This is a genomic window from Streptomyces sp. YIM 121038, from assembly GCF_006088715.1.
Lineage (GTDB): Bacteria > Actinomycetota > Actinomycetes > Streptomycetales > Streptomycetaceae > Streptomyces.
Map to the genome: position 1 here is coordinate 9,721,203 of NZ_CP030771.1, position 16,859 is coordinate 9,738,061.

Here is a 16,859-nt window from a genome sequence, read left to right on the forward strand (position 1 = left end):
CCGAGGGGCCGGTCCGTCAGCCGCCCACCACCGGATAGTGGTCGGAGAGGTCGGTGTACGTGTACTGCTTGCCCCAGCTCGACACCGTCCAGGGCGCGCTCCGCTCCTTGACCACGTCGTTCTTCCACCCCGAAGGACGGGCGTGCCCTTGGCGGTGCAGGACGTAGTCGAGGTCTTCGCGGGGGTCGCTCGGGTAGCGCTCGGCGGCGATCGAGTTGTCCCGCGTGTCGAAGGAGTACGGGTGCCCGGTCCGCTCGTCGGCGGGCGCGAGGCCCGCGTCGGCGAGCATCGAGGCGTACTCCGGGCTGTGCGAGTCCACGTTGAAGTCACCCGCGACCATGACCTGCTCGTTCGCCGGGATGCCCTTGGCGTCCAGGAACGCGTCCAGCTCCTTGAACTGCTTGGCGCGCGTCGTGGCCGCCTCGCCCGCCGAGCAGCCGGGGTCGGTGGACTGGGCGTGGGTGCCGACCACGTGCACCTTCGTGCCGTTCACGTCCAGGACGACGTAGGCGAACCCCTTGTTGGAGTGGTAGTCCGCGCCGCAGGCGTCCTTGTAGACGTACTGCTCCTTGCGCACGATCGGCCACTTGCTGAGGACCGTCACGCCGCCGTCCTCCGGGGTCAGCGAGGAGTACGCGCCCCCGGTGGCGTCCCACCCGGACTTGCTCCGGCCCACCACCGGCGTCTGGTGCGGGTAGAGCGCCGAGGCGTTCTTCTGCAGCGCGTCGGACGCGGAGTTGTCGAACGCCTCCTGCAACACGACGACGTCGTTCCCCCGGAAGAACCCGGCGGCCGGTATCTCCTTGGCCCGGTGGTCCTGCCCCCAGTTCGGGTACAGCGTCTTGCTGAAGAGGAAGGCGTTGTACGTGAGCACCTTCAGGCGGGGCGGCGCGTCGGCGGCCGCTGCGTTCGGGGCCGTCGCGGCCAGCGTCGCGGCCGTGGCGAGGGCCACGAGGCAGGTGCGCGGGGTGGGGTGGGGCACGGAGTATCTCCCTGTGGGGGGTGGGGACGGGGGCCGGCTGGAAGTACCGGCGTCGGTCATCCAAGGCGTCGTGGGTTACGGCGGGTTGACGTGCGGGTGAGCGTGGGGAGGATCATGGCCTGCGGCTGAGCCGCAGGTCACGTAGGTGGCGCCTGGGTGTGCCGGACGCATTCCGTGATCACGGAGCGCAGGCTGTCGGTGCGCCGGAGGAGGTCGCGCTGGACGTGGGCCCCGGCGCCGTGGGCGAGGAGGCGTGCCGTGCGTTCGCGGGCCAGGGCGAGGTCCCCGGTGTCGTGGAGGGCGTCGCGTGCGTGGTCGAGCAGGGTGCGTACCGCCTCGGCGGCGGGCACCGGCCGCATCGACAGCGGGTGGAGGAGCGGGCCGTCAAGGCCGGAGCGCGCGGCGCGCCACGCGGCGAGCCGCAGCAGGCTGACGCCGTGCCCCAGCGGCGGCGTGCCCGCGCGCCACTCCCGCGCGGCCGTCTCGACGAGGGCCCGGCAGAGCGCGGCGATCAGGACGGTGGTGCCCGCGTCGAGGCACACGTCCGCCACCCGGATCTCGACGGTGGGGTAGCGGTGCGAGAGCCGGGCGTCGAAGTAGACCATGCCCCGGTCGTGCAGCACCCCGGTGGCCACCATGTCGCTGACCTGCCGCTCGTACCGCTCGGCCGAGCCGAAGAGCTCGGTGGGGCCCGCCATCGGCCAGCGCCCCCACACCCTGCTGCGGTAGCTGGCGTACCGGCTGTCCTTGCCCTGCCAGAACGGGGAGTTGGAGCTCAGCGCGACGAGGACCGCCAGCCACGGCCGGATCCTGTCGACGACGGCCACGCCCTCCTCGTCCGACTCCACCGCGACGTGCACGTGGCAGCCGCAGGTCAGCTGCTCCTGGGTGGTGAGGCCGAACTGCTCCTCCATCCACTGGAAGCGGCTGCCCACGTTGACGGAGGGGCTCGCGGGCAGGGGAGAGGTGGCAAGGGCGGCCACCGAGGCGCCGACGTCCCCGGCGTGCCGGGCCGCCTCCGCCCGCCACCGGACGATCTCGGCGGAGAGGCTGTCCATGTCCGACTGCGGCCGCGTGGCGAACTCGATCTGGTGGCCGTGCAGCTCCTTCTCGAAGGCGGAGTCCTCGGAGTCTTCCGAGTTCTCGGAGCCGGAGCCGGAGTCCCCGTGCTCGCTCTCCTCCGCATCGTCGTGCGCGCCGCTGTCCCTGGCCGCACGGGCCAGGACGGCCGTCGACAGGGCCCGCGGCTCCCCACTCTCACGGTCGAACAGGAGGAGCTCCTCCTCCACACCCACGGTACGCACCGGACGCCGCCTCTCCGGCCCGCCTACTTCGGACTGTGGGGGCCACTCGGTACCCAGTACCCCGACGGTGGGGGCGCAGCCGTGTGCTGTCCGCCATCAGGGTTCATGGGTTTCAGTCGAGCCAGTGAGGCAAAAGCGTAGATCATGGTAAAAATCGGCTACACGATGATGACCGAGCAAGCGGGACCGCGTCCCCTCGTCGAGCATCTGGTCGCCGCGGAGGGCGCCGGTTTCGACTTCTCCGTGACCTCGGACCACTACTTCCCGTGGCTGGCGGAGCAGGGCCATGCGCCGTACGTGTGGAGCGTGCTCGGCGCCGCCGCGCAGGCGACCTCGCGGATCCCGCTCATGACGTACGTGACCTGTCCGACGTTCCGCTACCACCCCGCCGTTGTGGCCCAGAAGGCCGCCACGATGCAGCTGCTCTCCGAGGGCCGCTTCCGGCTCGGTCTCGGCAGCGGCGAGAACCTCAACGAACACGTGGTCGGTGGCGGCTGGCCCGCGCCGGAGGTCCGGCTGGAGATGCTCGAAGAGGCCGTCGGGATCATCCGGGCGCTCTTCTCGGGGGAGACCGTCCACCACCAGGGCACCCACTTCGACGTGGCGGACGCCCGCCTGTGGGACCTGCCGGACGAGCCGCCGCCCCTCGGCGTGGCCGTCTCCGGCGAGCTGTCGTGCGCCCTGGCCGGCCGCCACGCCGACCTGGTCATCGCCACCGAGGCGAAGCCCGAGCTGCTCGACGCCTTCGACCGGCACGGCGGCAGCGGCAAGCCCCGCGTGGGGCAGCTGCCCGTCTGCTACGACCCCGACGAGGGCGCGGCGATCGCCCGCGCCCACGAGCAGTTCCGCTGGAGCGTGGGCGGCTGGCCGGTCAACGCCGAACTGCCCGGCCCGTCCGGCTTCGCCGGAGCCACCCAGTACGTCACGCCGCAGGACGTCGCACAGCAGATCCCGTGCGGCGCCGACGTCGACGCGTTCGTCGAGGCGGTACGCCCCTACGCGGAGGCCGGCTTCACCGAGATCGCCCTCGTCCAGGTGGGCGGCGACCACCAGCTGCCGTTCATCGCCTGGGCCGAGAAGGAGCTGCTGCCCGCGCTGCGCGACCTGTGACGCCGCATCCGCCCATGCACGACCCGACGGGAGAACAGCATGAACGACACACCGAGCACGCAGCCGCCGCCCTCGTCCCCCGACCTGGTGCAGGTGGTGCTCAGCGACTGCTCGGCCGCCGACGCGGACGCGGTCTTCGGGGCCCTGTGCACTCACTTCCGCGGCGACCGCGGTGACGACGCGCCACGCCAGACCGAGGCGACACGGCCCGCCGTCTGGACGGGCTCCTTCCAGGCCTCCCGGGCTCCGGGCCCGGTGCCGGGAGTGCTCCTCTCGGGCTCCGTGACCGCCGACCTGCAGGGCGGCCCGGCGGCGGTCGACCGGCTGCGCGCGGTGCTCGAAGGGGCCTTCAGCGCCGCGGCCGAGGGCACGGTGTCGGGCGACCAGGAGGTGCAGGTCCAGCTGCGCCTGACGGGCGCCGACCGCGGGGCCCCGCCCGCCGGGGCCTGAGCGGCGGCGCCCACGGCGCGCTCAGAAGGGCGGCGCCCACGGCGTGCTCAGAAGACGGAGAGCCCGGTGAGCGTGGTGAAGCGGTCGAGCGCGGCGACACCCGCCACGGAGTTCCCGCGCTGGTCCAGGCCGGGGCTCCACACGCACAGGGTGCAGCGGCCGGGCACGACGGCGATGATGCCGCCGCCCACGCCGCTCTTGCCGGGCAGGCCCACGCGGTGGGCGAAGTCACCGGCGGCGTCGTACGTGCCGCAGGTCAGCATGACCGCGTTGATCTGCTTGGCCTGGCTGCGGGTGAGCAGCGTGGAGCCGTCGGCCCGTATACCGTGGCGGGCGAGGAACCCGGCGGCCAGGGCGAGGTCGGCGCAGGACGCCTCGATGGAGCACTGGCGGAAGTACTGGGCGAGGAGCTCGGGGACGGCGTTGGCGATGTTGCCGTACGACGCCATGAAGTGCGCGAGGGCGGCGTTGCGGTCGCCGTGCTCGGTCTCGCTGTCGGCGACGTGCTCGTCGAAGGTGAGGCGGTCGTTCCCGGACTCGGCGCGCAGGAAGTCGCGCAGCGCCCCGGCGGCGTCACCGGTCAGGCTCTGCAGCCGGTCGGTGACGACGAGGGCACCGGCGTTGATGAAGGGGTTGCGCGGGATGCCGTGCTCGTACTCCAGCTGCACCAGCGAGTTGAACGGATTGCCCGACGGCTCCCGGCCCACGTGCTCCCACAGCAGCTCGCCCTCCAGGCTCAGATCGAGGGCGAGCGTGAAGACCTTGGTGATGGACTGGGTGGAGAAGGGCTGCTGCCAGTCCCCGACGCCGTAGACCGTGCCGTCGAGCTCGGCGACCGCCATCCCGAACCGTCGCGGGTCCGCCGAGGCGAGCGCCGGGATGTAGTCGGCGGGGCGGCCGCGGCCCGGCAGGCGCTGGATCTCGTCAGCGATGCGGTCGAGGACCGGCTGGAGGGAGGGTGACACGCGTACTTGCTCCGTGTTCGTGCTTCTTGCGGTGGGGCGTCAGTACCTTACGGCAGCCCACGGGCGGAAACGATCAGGGCCGGGCGCACGCCCCGGAGGCTGCCTCCACCTGGCCTGTTCGGGCGTACGGGGAACGCATGAGCGATCGCATGTTGAACCATTGCAAAGAGCAAGAAAAATAAGTTCTAAGTACAACCAACTGGCCGAAAAGTGGTCCACACCAGAGCCCGGCCAGGGGCACTCTGGCCCTCGATCGATGAGGTGTGTGCCGACGTGACCACCACCCCACGGCGGCACCGCGATGCCCGAGGAGGGCCCGCGACATGGGCATGGGACGCAGCAGGGCGAAGGCGGAGCGCGCCGCCGCGGACGCCGCCGAGCGACTGCTCGAAATCGGCCGATTACTTCAACAGGCACCCACGACACCGGAGGGCCGAGCGGTCTTCCGCCCAGGTCAGAAGGTCAACGACCAGCCCTATCGGGAGCGGTGGGCCCACGACAAGGTGGTGCGCTCCACCCACGGCGTGAACTGCACCGGCTCGTGTTCGTGGCAGGTGTACGTCAAGGACGGCCTGATCACCTGGGAGACGCAGGCCACCGACTACCCCTCCACCGGACCCGACCGGCCCGACTACGAGCCGCGCGGCTGCCCGCGCGGCGCGTCCTTCTCCTGGTACACCTACTCGCCCACGCGCGTGCGATCTCCGCTGGCCCGCGGTGTTCTGGTGGAGATGTTCCGGTCCGCCAAGCGGAGGCTCGGCGACCCCGTCGCGGCCTGGGCGGAGATCACCGGGGATCCGGAGCGGCGGCGCCGCTACCAGGCGGCGCGCGGCCACGGCGGCCTGGTGCGCGTCAGCTGGCAGGAGGCCCTGGAGATCGCGGCGGCCGCGTACGTGCACACCCTCGACGCGTACGGCCCCGACCGGATCGCGGGCTTCTCGCCGATCCCGGCGATGTCGATGGCCTCGCACGCCGTCGGCGCCCGCTTCCACGCCCTGATCGGCGCGCCCATGCTGTCCTTCTACGACTGGTACGCCGACCTGCCCGTCGCCTCGCCCCAGGTCTTCGGCGACCAGACCGACGTGCCCGAGTCCGGGGACTGGTGGGACGCCGCGTATCTGATGCTGTGGGGCTCGAACGTGCCGGTGACCCGCACCCCGGACGCCCACTGGATGGCCGAGGCCCGCTACCGGGGCCAGAAGGTCGTGGTCGTGTCGCCGGACTACGCCGACGCGACGAAGTTCGCCGACGAATGGCTGCACCCGCACCCCGGGACCGACGGCGCGCTCGCCATGGCGATGGGCCATGTGATCCTGCGCGAGTGCTTCGTCGACCGACAGGTGCCGTACTTCACCGACTACGTCAAACGGTTCACCGACCTGCCGTTCCTGATCGCCCTGGACGAGCGGGAGCGGGGCGCCCACACCCCGGGGGCCTTCGTCACCGCCGTCGACGCGGACCTCGCGCGGGAGGCACAGGCCGACGCGCGGCGCTGGATGCCGGTGTTCCTCGACGCGGTCACGGGCGAGCCCGCGGTGCCGAACGGCACCCTCGGCGACCGCTGGAGCAAGGGCGGCGAGGGCCGCTGGAACCTCGACCTGGGTGACCTCGACCCCGTGCTGAGCCTCCTCGGACACCCGGGCGCCGGGACCGCGACGGTGGTCCTTCCCCGCTTCGACGCAGCCGTCGACGAGGAGGGGGCGGGCGCGACGGTCCGCCGCACCGTGCCGACCACCCGCGTCGGCGGCCGCCTGGTGACCACGGTGTTCGACCTGATGCTGGCCCAGTACGGCGTGGCACGCGAGGCCCTCGACGGACGGCCGCCCGTCCCGTACGAGGACGCCTCGGCCCCCTGCACCCCCGCCTGGCAGGAAGCCGTCACCTCGGTGTCCGCGGGGGCCGCGGTGCGCGCCGCCCGGGAGTTCGCCCGCACCGCGGAGCAGACCCGGGGCCGCTGCATGATCGTGATGGGGGCCGGGACCAACCACTGGTTCCACTCCGACACGATCTACCGCTCGTTCCTCTCACTGCTGCTGCTCACCGGCTGCCAGGGCGTCAACGGCGGCGGCTGGGCGCACTACGTGGGCCAGGAGAAGGTCCGCCCCTACGCCGGCTGGCAGCAGCTGGCCACCGGCTCCGACTGGGCCCGCCCCTCGCGGCAGATGGCCGGCACGCCCTACTGGTACCTGCACACCGACCAGTGGCGCTACGACAGGACCACCGCGGACGCCCTCGCCTCGCCCACCGGAGCAGGGGCGCTCAGCGGACTGCACACCGCGGACCTGCTCGCCCGCTCGACCCGGCAGGGGTGGATGCCCGCCTACCCCACCTTCTCGGCCAACCCGCTGACCCTGGGGCGGCGGATCCACGAGGCGGGCGCGGAGCCCGGCCCCTGGGTGGCCGCCGAGGAGGCGGCGGGCCGCCTCACCCACGCCTTCCAGGACCCCGACGACCCCGCCAACTGGCCCCGCGTCCTGACGGTGTGGCGGGCCAACCTGATCGGCTCCTCGGCCAAGGGCAACGAGTTCTTCCAGCGGCACCTGCTCGGCACCACCGACAACGCGAGCGCCGACGAGGTCCCGCCCGACGACCGGCCCCGGCACGTCGCCTGGCACGAACAGGCCCCGCGCGGCAAGCTCGACCTGCTGCTCGCGCTCGACTTCCGCATGACCTCCACCACGCTCTTCGCCGACCTCGTGCTGCCCGCCGCCACCTGGTACGAGAAGCACGACCTGTCCAGCACGGACATGCACCCCTACGTGCACGCCTTCTCCCCGGCGATCAACCCGCCCTGGCAGGCCCGCACCGACTTCGAGATCTTCCACGGGCTCGCCGCCGAGGTGTCACGGCTCGCCCACGGGCGCCTGGACGTCGCCCACGACCTGGTGGCCACGGCCCTCCAGCACGACACCCCCGGCGAGGCACCGCCGCCGGGGCCCACCGGGCCGCAGTACACGCTCGTCGAGCGCGACTACCGGGCCGTCGCCGACAAGCTCGCCGCGCTCGGCCCGCTGCCCGACGAACTGGGCCTCCAGGTCAAGGGCGTCACCGTCCGCACCGCCCCCGAGAGCCGCTGGCTGACGGCCCGCTGCGGCACCGCCGCCGCGGGACCGGCCCGGGGCAGGCCCCTGCTGGACACCGACGTCAAGCTGTGCGAAGCGATCCTCGCGCTCTCCGGCACCACCAACGGCCGCGTCGCCGCCGAAGGGCTGCGCCGGCTGGCCGAACGCTGCGGCGGCGACAGCGGGCTGGAGGAACTCGCCGCGTCGGTCGCCGAGCGACGCGTCGTCTTCTCCGACACCCAGGCCCGCCCCGTGCAGGTCAGCGCCAGCTTCGAATGGTCCGGCAAGGAGGCGTCCGACCGGCGCTACGCGCCCTTCACGATCAACACCGAACACCGCAAGCCCTGGCACACCTTCACCGGACGGCAGCACTTCTACCTCGACCACCCCTGGATCACCGAGTTCGGCGAACAGCTGCCCGTCTACCGGCCGCCCCTCGACCTCGCCCTCCTCGGCGAGCGGCCCGCCACCGACGGCGACGGCACCTCGGTGACCGTGCGCTACCTGACACCGCACTCGAAGTGGTCCATCCACTCCGAGTACCAGGAGAACCTCCTGATGCAGACCCTCGCCCGCGGCGGGCCCGTCATCTGGATCAGCGTCACCGACGCCGAAGCGATCGGCGTGGCGGACAACGACTGGATCGAAGCGGTCAACGCCAACGGCGTGGTCGTCGCCCGCGCCGTCGTCTCGCACCGGATGCCGCCCGGCACGGTGTTCATGTACCACGTGCAGGAACGCCTGGTGAACGTCCCCAAGTCGGAGCGCACCGGGCGGCGCGGCGGCGTCCACAACGCCCTCACCCGGCTCCTCGTCAAACCGACCCACCTCATCGGCGGACACGCCCAGCTGTCCTTCGCCCCCAACTACTACGGCCCGACCGGCAACCAGCGCGACGCGGTCACCGTGATCCGCCGCCGCTCCCAGGAGGTGCAGTACTGATGCCCCGTGACGAAGGCGCCATCGGACGCTGCATGGCACAGGTGGCGATGGTGATGAACCTCGACAAGTGCATCGGCTGCCACACCTGCTCGGTCACCTGCAAACAGACGTGGACCAACCGCTCGGGCACCGAGTACGCCTGGTTCAACAACGTCGAGACCCGCCCCGGCCAGGGCTACCCCCGCGGCTACGAGGACCAGGACAGGTGGAAGGGCGGCTGGCGGCTCAAGCACGGCCGTCTCGTGCCGCGCAGCGGCGGCCGCGCCCGCCGCCTCGCACGGCTCTTCGCCAACCCCGAACTGCCCTCCCTCGACGACTACTACGAGCCGTGGACCTACGACTACGACAACCTGATCAGCGCGCCCCTGGGCGACGACGTCCCCACGGCCGCGCCGCGTTCCCAGATCGACGGCCGCCCGACGTCCGTCACCTGGGGGCCCAACTGGGACGACGACCTCGGCGGCGGGCCCCAGCACCTCGCGGGCGACCCCGTCCTGAGGGACATCGGCGAACAGGTGCGCCTGGAGTACGAGCAGGCGTTCATGTTCTATCTGCCCCGCATCTGCGAGCACTGCCTCAACCCGTCCTGCGTCGCCGTGTGCCCCTCCGGCGCGCTGTACAAGCGCATCGAGGACGGCATCGTCCTCGTCGACCAGGACCGCTGCCGCGGCTGGCGCATGTGCGTCACCGGCTGCCCGTACAAGAAGGTCTACTTCAACCACAGCACCGGCAAGGCCGAGAAGTGCACCCTGTGCTACCCGCGCATCGAGGCCGGGCAGCCCACCGTCTGCTCCGAGACCTGCGTCGGCCGGCTGCGCTACCTCGGCGTGATCCTCTACGACGCCGACAAGGCGGGGGAGGCCGCGGCCACCCCCGACGAGAAGGACCTGTACCAGGCCCAACTGGACTGCTTCCTCGACCCCTTCGACCCCCGGGTGGCGGCCGCGGCCGAGGCGTCCGGCATCCCGCACGACTGGATCACGGCCGCCCGCCGCTCCCCGGTGTACGACCTGATCAGCCGGTACCAGGTGGCCCTGCCCCTGCATCCCGAGTACCGCACGCTGCCCATGGTCTGGTACGTGCCGCCGCTCTCCCCGGTGGTCGAGTCCCTCACCGCCACCGGCCACGACGGCGAGGACCCCGCCAAGCTCTTCGCCGCCATCGACACCCTGCGCATCCCCGTCTCCTACCTGGCCGGTCTGTTCACCGCGGGCGACCCCGCGCCCGTCGAGGCCGCGCTGTGCCGCCTCGCCGCGATGCGCTCCCACATGCGGCGCGTCAACCTCGGCGAGGAGCAGGACCCCGCCATCGCCCGCGCCGTCGGCATGGACGCCGGGGAGGTCGAGGCCATGTACCGGCTGCTCGCCCTCGCCAAGTACGACGAGCGCTACGTCATCCCCACCGGCTACCACACCACCGCCACCGGCGACGAGCCGGACGGCTGCAGCCTCGACCACGACCACGGCCCGGGCATGTTCGACGCCGACGCCTTCCACACCCCGCCGCCCGGCACCGAGGAGCCCGAGCCCGAACACGCCGGGACCTCGCTGCGCGGCCGTGTCAACCTCCTGGACTGGAACGGGCAGGGCCGCCCCGATGGCCTCTTCCCCGGCCCCGAAGGGCACCGGGCATGAGCGGCACACCCCTCGTCCACCAGGCCGCTTCCCTGCTCCTGCGTCACCCCGACGCGGACTGGCCGCACCGGCTCCACGCGGTCACCACGGCCCTCGCCGCCGCCCCCGGCCGGCGCGCGGAACCGCTGCTCCGGTTCTGCGCGGCCGTCACCGACGTCCCCGTGCTCGACCTGTCCGCGCGCTATGTGGCGACCTTCGACCGCAGCCGCAGGCGCACCCTGCACCTGACGTACTACACCGACGGCGACACGCGCCGCCGCGGCCAGTCCCTGCTGCGCTGGCAGGATCTGTACCGCGCGCACGGGTGGCAGCCGCCCGCCGACGAACTGCCCGACTTCCTGCCCCTGGCCCTGGAATTCGCCGCCCGCTGCCCCGCACCGGGGCGCACCGCCCTGCGGGAGCACCGCGCCGCCGTCGAACTCCTCCGGCTCGCCCTGCGCGACCACCGCAGCCCCTACGCCGACGTCCTCGAAGCCGTCTGCCGCACCCTGCCCGGCGCGTCGCCCACCGACCGCGCCGCCGCACTGCGCCTGGCCCGGACGGGACCGCCCACCGAGACGGTCGGACTCCTGCCCTTCCCCCGACGAACCGCTGCGCACCCGCACGAGGAGGAGACCGTCTCGTGAAGCACCTGCACACCACCTTGTGGGGCGTGCTGCCCTATCTCGTCGTGGCCTTCATGGTCACGGGCACCGTGTGGCGCTACCGCTACGACCGGTTCGGCTTCACCACCCGCTCCAGCCAGCTGCACGAGAACCGGCTCCTGCGGGTCGGCGGCCCCCTCTTCCACTTCGGTCTGCTCTTCGTCATCGCCGGACACCTCATCGGCCTGCTCGTCCCCGAGGCCTTCACCGACCGCGTCCACGTCCACGAGTGGCTCTACCACGCCAACGCGCTGCTCGTCGGCGGCATCGCGGGCCTCGCCACCCTGGCCGGGCTCGCGATCCTGCTCTACCGCCGCCTGCGCGTACCGGCCGTCCGCGGCGCCACCAGCCGCAGCGACCGCGCCGTCTACCCGCTCCTCGCCGCGGTGATCCTGGCCGGGATCACCGCGACCGCCTCCACCGCGCCGCCCCACCACTACGACTACCGGCTCGGCGTCTCCGTGTGGGTCCGCTCCCTGTTCGCCCTGGACCCCGACGTGTCGGCCATGTCCCACGCCCCGTTCGTCTACCAGACGCACACGCTGCTCGCCATGGCGCTGTTCGCGCTGTGGCCCTTCAGCCGCCTCGTGCACGCCTTCACCGCCCCGGTCGGCTATCTGGCCCGCCCCTACATCGTCTACCGCTCCCGCGGCGCGCGGCCCGCGCCGGTGACCCGTCCCGCCCCGGTGGCCGCCCCGCCGGTACGGGACGCCGCCGCGCGCCGGTGAGGGACGGGCTCCGGCTCCGTGACCGGTGCCGGTCGCTGCCACCGGCGTGCTTCGCGCCCGTCATGGCCACCGGCATCGTGTCCCGGGCCCTGAACGAAGCCGGGATCCGCACCGCCTCCACGCTGCTCTTCGCCTTCGCGTGCGCGCTCTACGCCGTCCTCCTGGTGGCGAGCGGCGCCAAGGCCCTGTTCCACCCCGCGGCCCTCCGAGCCGAACTCACCGACCCCGCCCGGGTGTTCGGCCACTTCACCTTCGTCGCGGCCTCCGGCGTCCTCGCCACCCGCCTCAGCCACGGCCCCGCACGCGGCACGGCGTACGTCCTGCTCGCCGTGGCGGGCGCGGCCTGGGCGGTGCTCGCCCTCGGCCTCCCGCGCCTGCCGCGTTCGGCCGCGCGGGAGGCCGACGGCACCTGGTTCCTGGCCGCCGTCGGCCTCCAGTCGCTGGTCCTCTGCCTCACCAGCCTGCCGCCGCGCCCCGTGCTCGTACCGCTCGCGTTCGCCCTGTGGTGGTGCGGGGTCCTGCTGTACGCGGGCACCGCCACCGTCCTCGGCCACCGGCTGCTGCGCCATCCGCCGGGCCCCGCGCGCTGCACTCCGGCGTACTGGGTCACGATGGGAGCCGTGGCCATCAGCACGCTCGCGGGCACCCAACTCCACGACCACGAAGACCTCTTGCCGCCCGCGGCCCGCGGCACGCTCGCCCTCGCCGTGGTCGTCCTGTGGAGCTGGGCGACCGTGCTCATACCGCCGCTGCTCGCCACGGGCTGGTGGCGGCACCTCCACCACCGCGTCCCGCTGGCGTACGAGCCCGCCCTGTGGTGTGTCGTCTTCCCCGTCGGCATGTACGCCACCGCCACCGCGCGCGTCACCGCCACGCTGACGCCGCACGCGCCGGGCGCGGCCGTCCGTCTGCTCGCCTGGGTCGCGGCGGCGGTGTGGCTGACGGTGCAGGGGCACGCGGTGGCGGCGCGGCGTCCCGCTCGCCCCTGACGCCGGGGAGCCGGCCTTCCGCGCCGGAGGGCGTCAGCGGGCCGGCCTCCCGCGCCCGAGGGCGCCAGGGGGCCGCGGGGCTCCATCAAGGAGCCACCCGCCGGAACTCCTCGGCGACCTCGGGCACATGGATCGAACGGTCGCCCGCCACCTCCAGCAAGGCCCGCAACCCCGCCACCAGGCCCGACCGTGCCTCGGGCGGCACCCCTTCGACGAGCTTGGCCACCTCCCGGCGCCGGTGCCGCAGGACGCGCTCCACCAGGGCCGCGCCCGACGGCGTCAGCGTGAGGATCACCTCGCGCCTGCTGTCGGGATTGGCCCGCCGGTCCACGAGGCCCCCCGCTTCGAGCCGCGCCACCGCGCGCAGCGCCGTCGAGGCGTTCACTCCGAGCACCTCGGCCAGTTCGGCGAGTTTGACCGGGCCGCACCCCTCCAGGGCGACCATCGTCCGCAGCTGCGGCAGCGAGAGCGTCTCGTCCACCTCGGCCAGTGCTCGTGCCGACATGCCCATCACCAGGCGCGACGCCGCCATCACCACAGCGACCACGTCGTCCTCGTCGACCACCGCTCCGCCTCCGCCCCCGGCCCCGCCCCCGCCGCCCCGGTCACGGCGGCCGGCAGCGAGCCCCTCACTCGACACCATGGCAAGACCGTAGGGCATAGGCCCGGTGGCCGGATCGGGATCGGTCCGGCCCGTTGGTTCACCGGCACGGCAGCGGACGGTCCTAGGGTGTCCGGCGGACCGGAGCGAGAGGCCGCCGAACGCCTCGGCGGCCGTGAGGGGGGGAGCCATGGACCACGAGCGCACGCCGTCCGGGCGCGGGGTGTTGGAGGGGGCCTTCCTCCTGTTGGAGGAGCTCGCCCGGGTGGGCGAGGCCGGGCCGACCGGCCTCAGTCACGCGACCGGACTGCCCAAGAGCACCGTGCACCGGCTGCTCGACCAGCTCACCGCCCTGGGCGCGGTGGAGCGGCTCGACGGGGGCTACCGCATCGGCGCGACCGTGGCCCGCCTGGGCCGGTCCTGGAACGCCCATCGGGCCCTGGAGAGGAACGCGGCGCTGCCCTTGCGGCACCTGGTCTCGGTGACGCGGGCGACGGTCTGCCTGACCGTTCCGCACGCCGGGCAGATGACGGTGGTGACCGGGATACCCGCGGCCGCCCGGGAGTTCTTCCCCCATCTGGCGGGCCAGACGCTGCCGCCCGACAGCGCCGCCGACGTGATCTTCGCCGCCGCGGGGCCGACGGCCGCACCGCCGCCCCAGGGGCACACCGCGGCCCAGTGGACCCGCCGGGTGCGCAGGGCCCGCGAGCAGGGCGCCGACATGCACCAGTACGAGTGGGACGGCGAGCGCAACTGCCTTGCGGTGCCGGTGCACGCCCCCTCGGGCGAGGTCGTCGCCGCCGTCGGCGTGGCCGTCGTGGACACGCGCCGCCTCACCACCACCGTGGAAGCCGCCCAGCGCGCCGCCCGCATGCTGAGCACGAGCCTGGGGCGGACACCCGGCGCCGGAACCCCGCGCGGCTGCTGAAGGCGGCGCAGCGGCCGTGGGGACGCGCTCCACCGACATCTCAAGGCCCGTCCAGGTTGTACGCATGGCGTCCGATTGACCCGTGCCAAAGGGTGCGCTTGGATCCGTGGAGGCCCTCGGCGTCGGGCCGGGGGGAACACGCTCTGGGGGGAACATGTCCTTGGCTGGAAGCGTGCAGTCGTCCGCCGTACGCGCCTTACGGATCGGCAGGGCCGCCGTCGCGGTCACCGCGGTCGGAGTCGTCGGTCTCACCGTGCCGCCCGCGACCGCGCAGGCGGCCGGGCCCGTCCCGTCACCCGCGCCGAGCGTGGAGCGCGTGTCCGTCGCCGCCGACGGCACCCAGGCCGACAACAACTCGACCCACGCCTCCCTGTCACGCAACGGCGCCTTCACCGTCTTCCACAGTGCCGCCACCAACCTCACGTCGGAGCCCACGCCCCGCCCGCCCGGCGCGGTGCACGTCCGTGACAACGCCACCGGCGCGGTCAAACGGATCAGGGACTCCTTGCAGGACCCCGCCGTCAGCGACGACGGACGGTACGTCACCTACCTCGGCTGGGGCAGCCAGACGGTCAAGGTCAAACTGACCGACCTGGAGACCGGGCAGACGAGGACCGTCAGCAGCGGCCCGGCCAAGGCCGGGTCCAACAGCGCCACCATGAGCGCCGACGGCCGCTACATCGCCTTCACCCAGCTGCCCGACCACCCCTCGGTCCCGTCCCGCGTCGACGTCTACGACCGCGTCAAGGACACCTACGAGACCGTGAGCGAGGGCCCGCCGGTCTCCACCCGCGACATGCAGGAGCCGTCCATCAGCGCCGACGGCCGCTACGTCGCCTACCGCGACGCGGGCACCGGCGAGGTCTGGCGCTACGACCGCGACCAGCACACCCGCGTCCGCGTCGACGACAGCGGGTCGAGCGAACTCGTCCAGCTCAGCGGGAACGGCCGTACCGTCGCCATCAACACGACGGACGGCACCTACGTACGGGACGTACCCAACGGCGCGACCACGCGGCTGCCCGGCAAGAGGATCGACGCGCTCAGCCAGAACGGCCACCAGGTGCTCTACCAGAGCAACGGCCCCGTGGCGTACTCCGCGCTCCGCCTGCGCCACGTCCCGAGCGGCCGGGAGACCGACGTCCACGGCACCGCACGGGCCGTTCCCGGAGCCCTCGCCGGTGAGGACCGTCTCGTCTTCGACAGCCCCGACGCGGGCATCGTCCCGGGCGACACGAACGGCAAGGCCGACATCTTCCTGTGGCGGGCCCACCCGCCTCAGAACGGCAGGTAGAAGCTGAGCACGTCCGCGGTCAGCGGCGGGAAGAGCGCCCGGAACAGCTCCTCCCGCGCGGCGTAGACATCGGGCCGCAGGCGCGTCAGGCCCTCCAGGCCGTGCGGGCCGAACAGCAGGGCGGGCAGCTGGTCGGGCGCCACCCCGGCGCCGCCCACGGCCCTGGGGCCCTGCATCGGCCCGCCGGTGACCACGGACCCGAGGCCCTCGGCCCGTACCGGCATCCGGTAGTGGGCGCCGAACGTGGACACGACGATGTCGCCATCGCCGGGATCCGCGCCGGCCGCGGTGAGGCGCTGCCAGAGCAGCGGCCGCAGCCGGTCCAGGAGGGCCGCGACGTCCGGGACGCGGACGTAGTACTGCTCGGCCTGCTCGCGCGGCGTGTGCTCCAGGAACTCCTGCCAGGCGGCGGATGTCACCGTGCCCGGCCGGTCGACGACGCGCACCGGCCCCTCGGGGGCCAGGGCGGCGACCCCGCGCAACAGCTCCCGGGCCGCCGCCCCGTCGCGTGCGGCGGCCTCGGCGAGGAGCACCCCGCCGTCCGGGGGCGTGGTGCGGCCGGTGGCGACGACGGCACCGGCCCGCTCCAGGACCCACAGCGCGCTCGCCTCGTGCTCAAGGAGCCACCGCCAGCAGGGGGCCGAGTGCGGCATCGCCACGTCGAAACGTTCCTGCGCCGCGTCCTGGAGGGCCGCCACCGCGGGGATGTCGGCGGGCCGGGCGGCGCGCAGCGCGGGCGCTCCCGCACCGGGCGGCGGTGTCCGCACGGCCAGGGTCCGCGGCATGTCGATGGCGTACTCGTACCCGAACAGCCGGTAGAAGTACGGGATCCCGATCATCGCCTGGACCACGTGGCCCCGCGCGGCGGAACGTGCGTGCGCCCAGCCCATGAGGGCCCGCACCAGGCCGCGGCCTTCGTACTCCTTGTCCGTGGCGACCAGTTCGACCTGTCCCGCGGGCAGCTGGACGCCGCCGACGCGCAGGCTCTCGTCGAGGAGCGTCGCGGTGGAGACGACGCGGTCACCGTCGACGACCACGGCGCAGGAGGACCACCCGGCGTCCGGGTCCTCGGCCACGAGGCGGTGGTCGAGGGCGTCGGCGGGCTCGCCCCGCGCGGTCAGCAGCGCGCCGATCCGGTCGAGGTCCTGAGGGCGGGCCTCGCGCAGCACGAGGCCGTCGGCCAGGCAAACAGGGGCGGCGGAGGGAGCGGTCGTCGTCACGGCCGG

14 protein-coding genes are annotated in these 16,859 nt (G+C 73.3%); 9 read left to right on the forward strand and 5 right to left on the reverse strand.

The window, feature by feature from the left end; genetic code table 11:
• Nucleotides 1-16: 16 nt before the first annotated feature.
• Complete coding sequence (gene sph, locus C9F11_RS41160; protein WP_249402099.1) at nt 17-982, reverse strand: sphingomyelin phosphodiesterase; 966 nt, start codon at nt 980-982, stop codon at nt 17-19.
• A gap of 137 nt (nt 983-1,119) precedes the next feature.
• Nucleotides 1,120-2,286, reverse strand: coding sequence for a glutamate--cysteine ligase (locus C9F11_RS41165; protein WP_138965476.1), 1,167 nt, complete (start codon nt 2,284-2,286; stop codon nt 1,120-1,122).
• Nucleotides 2,287-2,430: 144 nt separating this feature from the next.
• Between C9F11_RS41165 and C9F11_RS41170 the strand changes: the two genes are divergently transcribed.
• On the forward strand, nt 2,431-3,396 hold the full coding sequence (locus C9F11_RS41170) for an LLM class F420-dependent oxidoreductase (protein WP_138965478.1): 966 nt from the start codon (nt 2,431-2,433) through the stop codon (nt 3,394-3,396).
• A 39-nt stretch (nt 3,397-3,435) separates the two neighbouring features.
• Complete coding sequence (locus C9F11_RS41175; protein ID WP_138965480.1) at nt 3,436-3,846, forward strand: hypothetical protein; 411 nt, start codon at nt 3,436-3,438, stop codon at nt 3,844-3,846.
• A gap of 47 nt (nt 3,847-3,893) precedes the next feature.
• On the opposite strand, the gene C9F11_RS41180 is transcribed toward C9F11_RS41175, so the two are convergent.
• On the reverse strand, nt 3,894-4,811 hold the full coding sequence (locus C9F11_RS41180) for a glutaminase (RefSeq protein ID WP_138965482.1): 918 nt from the start codon (nt 4,809-4,811) through the stop codon (nt 3,894-3,896).
• 329 nt (nt 4,812-5,140) lie between these two features.
• Here C9F11_RS41180 and C9F11_RS41185 point away from each other — a divergent pair, with 329 nt between their 5' ends.
• The 5 genes from C9F11_RS41185 to C9F11_RS41205 are packed head-to-tail and all read left to right on the forward strand — an operon-like array spanning nt 5,141 to nt 12,810.
• Nucleotides 5,141-8,815, forward strand: coding sequence for a nitrate reductase subunit alpha (locus C9F11_RS41185; RefSeq protein WP_138967594.1), 3,675 nt, complete (start codon nt 5,141-5,143; stop codon nt 8,813-8,815).
• Complete coding sequence (gene narH / locus C9F11_RS41190; RefSeq protein ID WP_212767880.1) at nt 8,815-10,449, forward strand: nitrate reductase subunit beta; 1,635 nt, start codon at nt 8,815-8,817, stop codon at nt 10,447-10,449. The genes C9F11_RS41185 and narH overlap by 1 nt, the downstream gene beginning before the upstream one ends.
• Nucleotides 10,446-11,075 carry a nitrate reductase molybdenum cofactor assembly chaperone gene (narJ, locus tag C9F11_RS41195; RefSeq protein ID WP_138965484.1) on the forward strand — a complete coding sequence of 210 codons (630 nt, stop codon included), beginning with the start codon at nt 10,446-10,448 and terminating at the stop codon, nt 11,073-11,075. Before narH ends, narJ begins: the two co-directional genes overlap by 4 nt.
• The gene (gene narI, locus C9F11_RS41200; RefSeq protein ID WP_138965486.1) at nt 11,072-11,821 is read left to right on the forward strand and encodes a respiratory nitrate reductase subunit gamma; all 750 of its coding nucleotides are present in this window, start codon (nt 11,072-11,074) and stop codon (nt 11,819-11,821) included. Before narJ ends, narI begins: the two co-directional genes overlap by 4 nt.
• A complete protein-coding gene (locus C9F11_RS41205) occupies nt 11,818-12,810 on the forward strand; it encodes a tellurite resistance/C4-dicarboxylate transporter family protein (RefSeq protein WP_269078118.1) in 993 nt (330 codons plus the stop codon). Before narI ends, C9F11_RS41205 begins: the two co-directional genes overlap by 4 nt.
• A gap of 85 nt (nt 12,811-12,895) precedes the next feature.
• Here the strand turns inward: C9F11_RS41205 and C9F11_RS41210 are convergent, their stop codons facing one another.
• The gene (locus tag C9F11_RS41210) at nt 12,896-13,453 is read right to left on the reverse strand and encodes a MarR family transcriptional regulator (RefSeq protein WP_138965490.1); all 558 of its coding nucleotides are present in this window, start codon (nt 13,451-13,453) and stop codon (nt 12,896-12,898) included.
• A 148-nt stretch (nt 13,454-13,601) separates the two neighbouring features.
• Here C9F11_RS41210 and C9F11_RS41215 point away from each other — a divergent pair, with 148 nt between their 5' ends.
• Together C9F11_RS41215 and C9F11_RS41220 are read left to right on the forward strand one after the other, a co-directional pair.
• Nucleotides 13,602-14,339, forward strand: coding sequence for a helix-turn-helix domain-containing protein (locus tag C9F11_RS41215; protein WP_138965492.1), 738 nt, complete (start codon nt 13,602-13,604; stop codon nt 14,337-14,339).
• A 160-nt stretch (nt 14,340-14,499) separates the two neighbouring features.
• On the forward strand, nt 14,500-15,633 hold the full coding sequence (locus C9F11_RS41220) for a protein TolB (RefSeq protein WP_138965494.1): 1,134 nt from the start codon (nt 14,500-14,502) through the stop codon (nt 15,631-15,633).
• Here C9F11_RS41220 and C9F11_RS41225 read toward each other — a convergent pair.
• Nucleotides 15,618-16,853: a GNAT family N-acetyltransferase gene (locus C9F11_RS41225; RefSeq protein ID WP_138965496.1), complete on the reverse strand. Its 1,236-nt coding sequence runs from the start codon at nt 16,851-16,853 to the stop codon at nt 15,618-15,620. The genes C9F11_RS41220 and C9F11_RS41225 overlap by 16 nt on opposite strands.
• Nucleotides 16,854-16,859 lie beyond the last annotated feature (6 nt).

Bases quoted from the DNA above. Each gene is read 5' to 3' on its own strand.
- C9F11_RS41170 (WP_138965478.1), top strand. From the start codon at position 2,431: ATGGTAAAAATCGGCTACACGATGATGACCGAGCAAGCGGGACCGCGT.
- C9F11_RS41185 (WP_138967594.1), top strand. From the start codon at position 5,141: ATGGGACGCAGCAGGGCGAAGGCGGAGCGCGCCGCCGCGGACGCCGCC.
- C9F11_RS41210 (WP_138965490.1), bottom strand. From the start codon at position 13,453: ATGGTGTCGAGTGAGGGGCTCGCTGCCGGCCGCCGTGACCGGGGCGGC.
- C9F11_RS41215 (WP_138965492.1), top strand. From the start codon at position 13,602: ATGGACCACGAGCGCACGCCGTCCGGGCGCGGGGTGTTGGAGGGGGCC.
- C9F11_RS41175 (WP_138965480.1), top strand. From the start codon at position 3,436: ATGAACGACACACCGAGCACGCAGCCGCCGCCCTCGTCCCCCGACCTG.
- narH (WP_212767880.1), top strand. From the start codon at position 8,815: ATGCCCCGTGACGAAGGCGCCATCGGACGCTGCATGGCACAGGTGGCG.
- narJ (WP_138965484.1), top strand. From the start codon at position 10,446: ATGAGCGGCACACCCCTCGTCCACCAGGCCGCTTCCCTGCTCCTGCGT.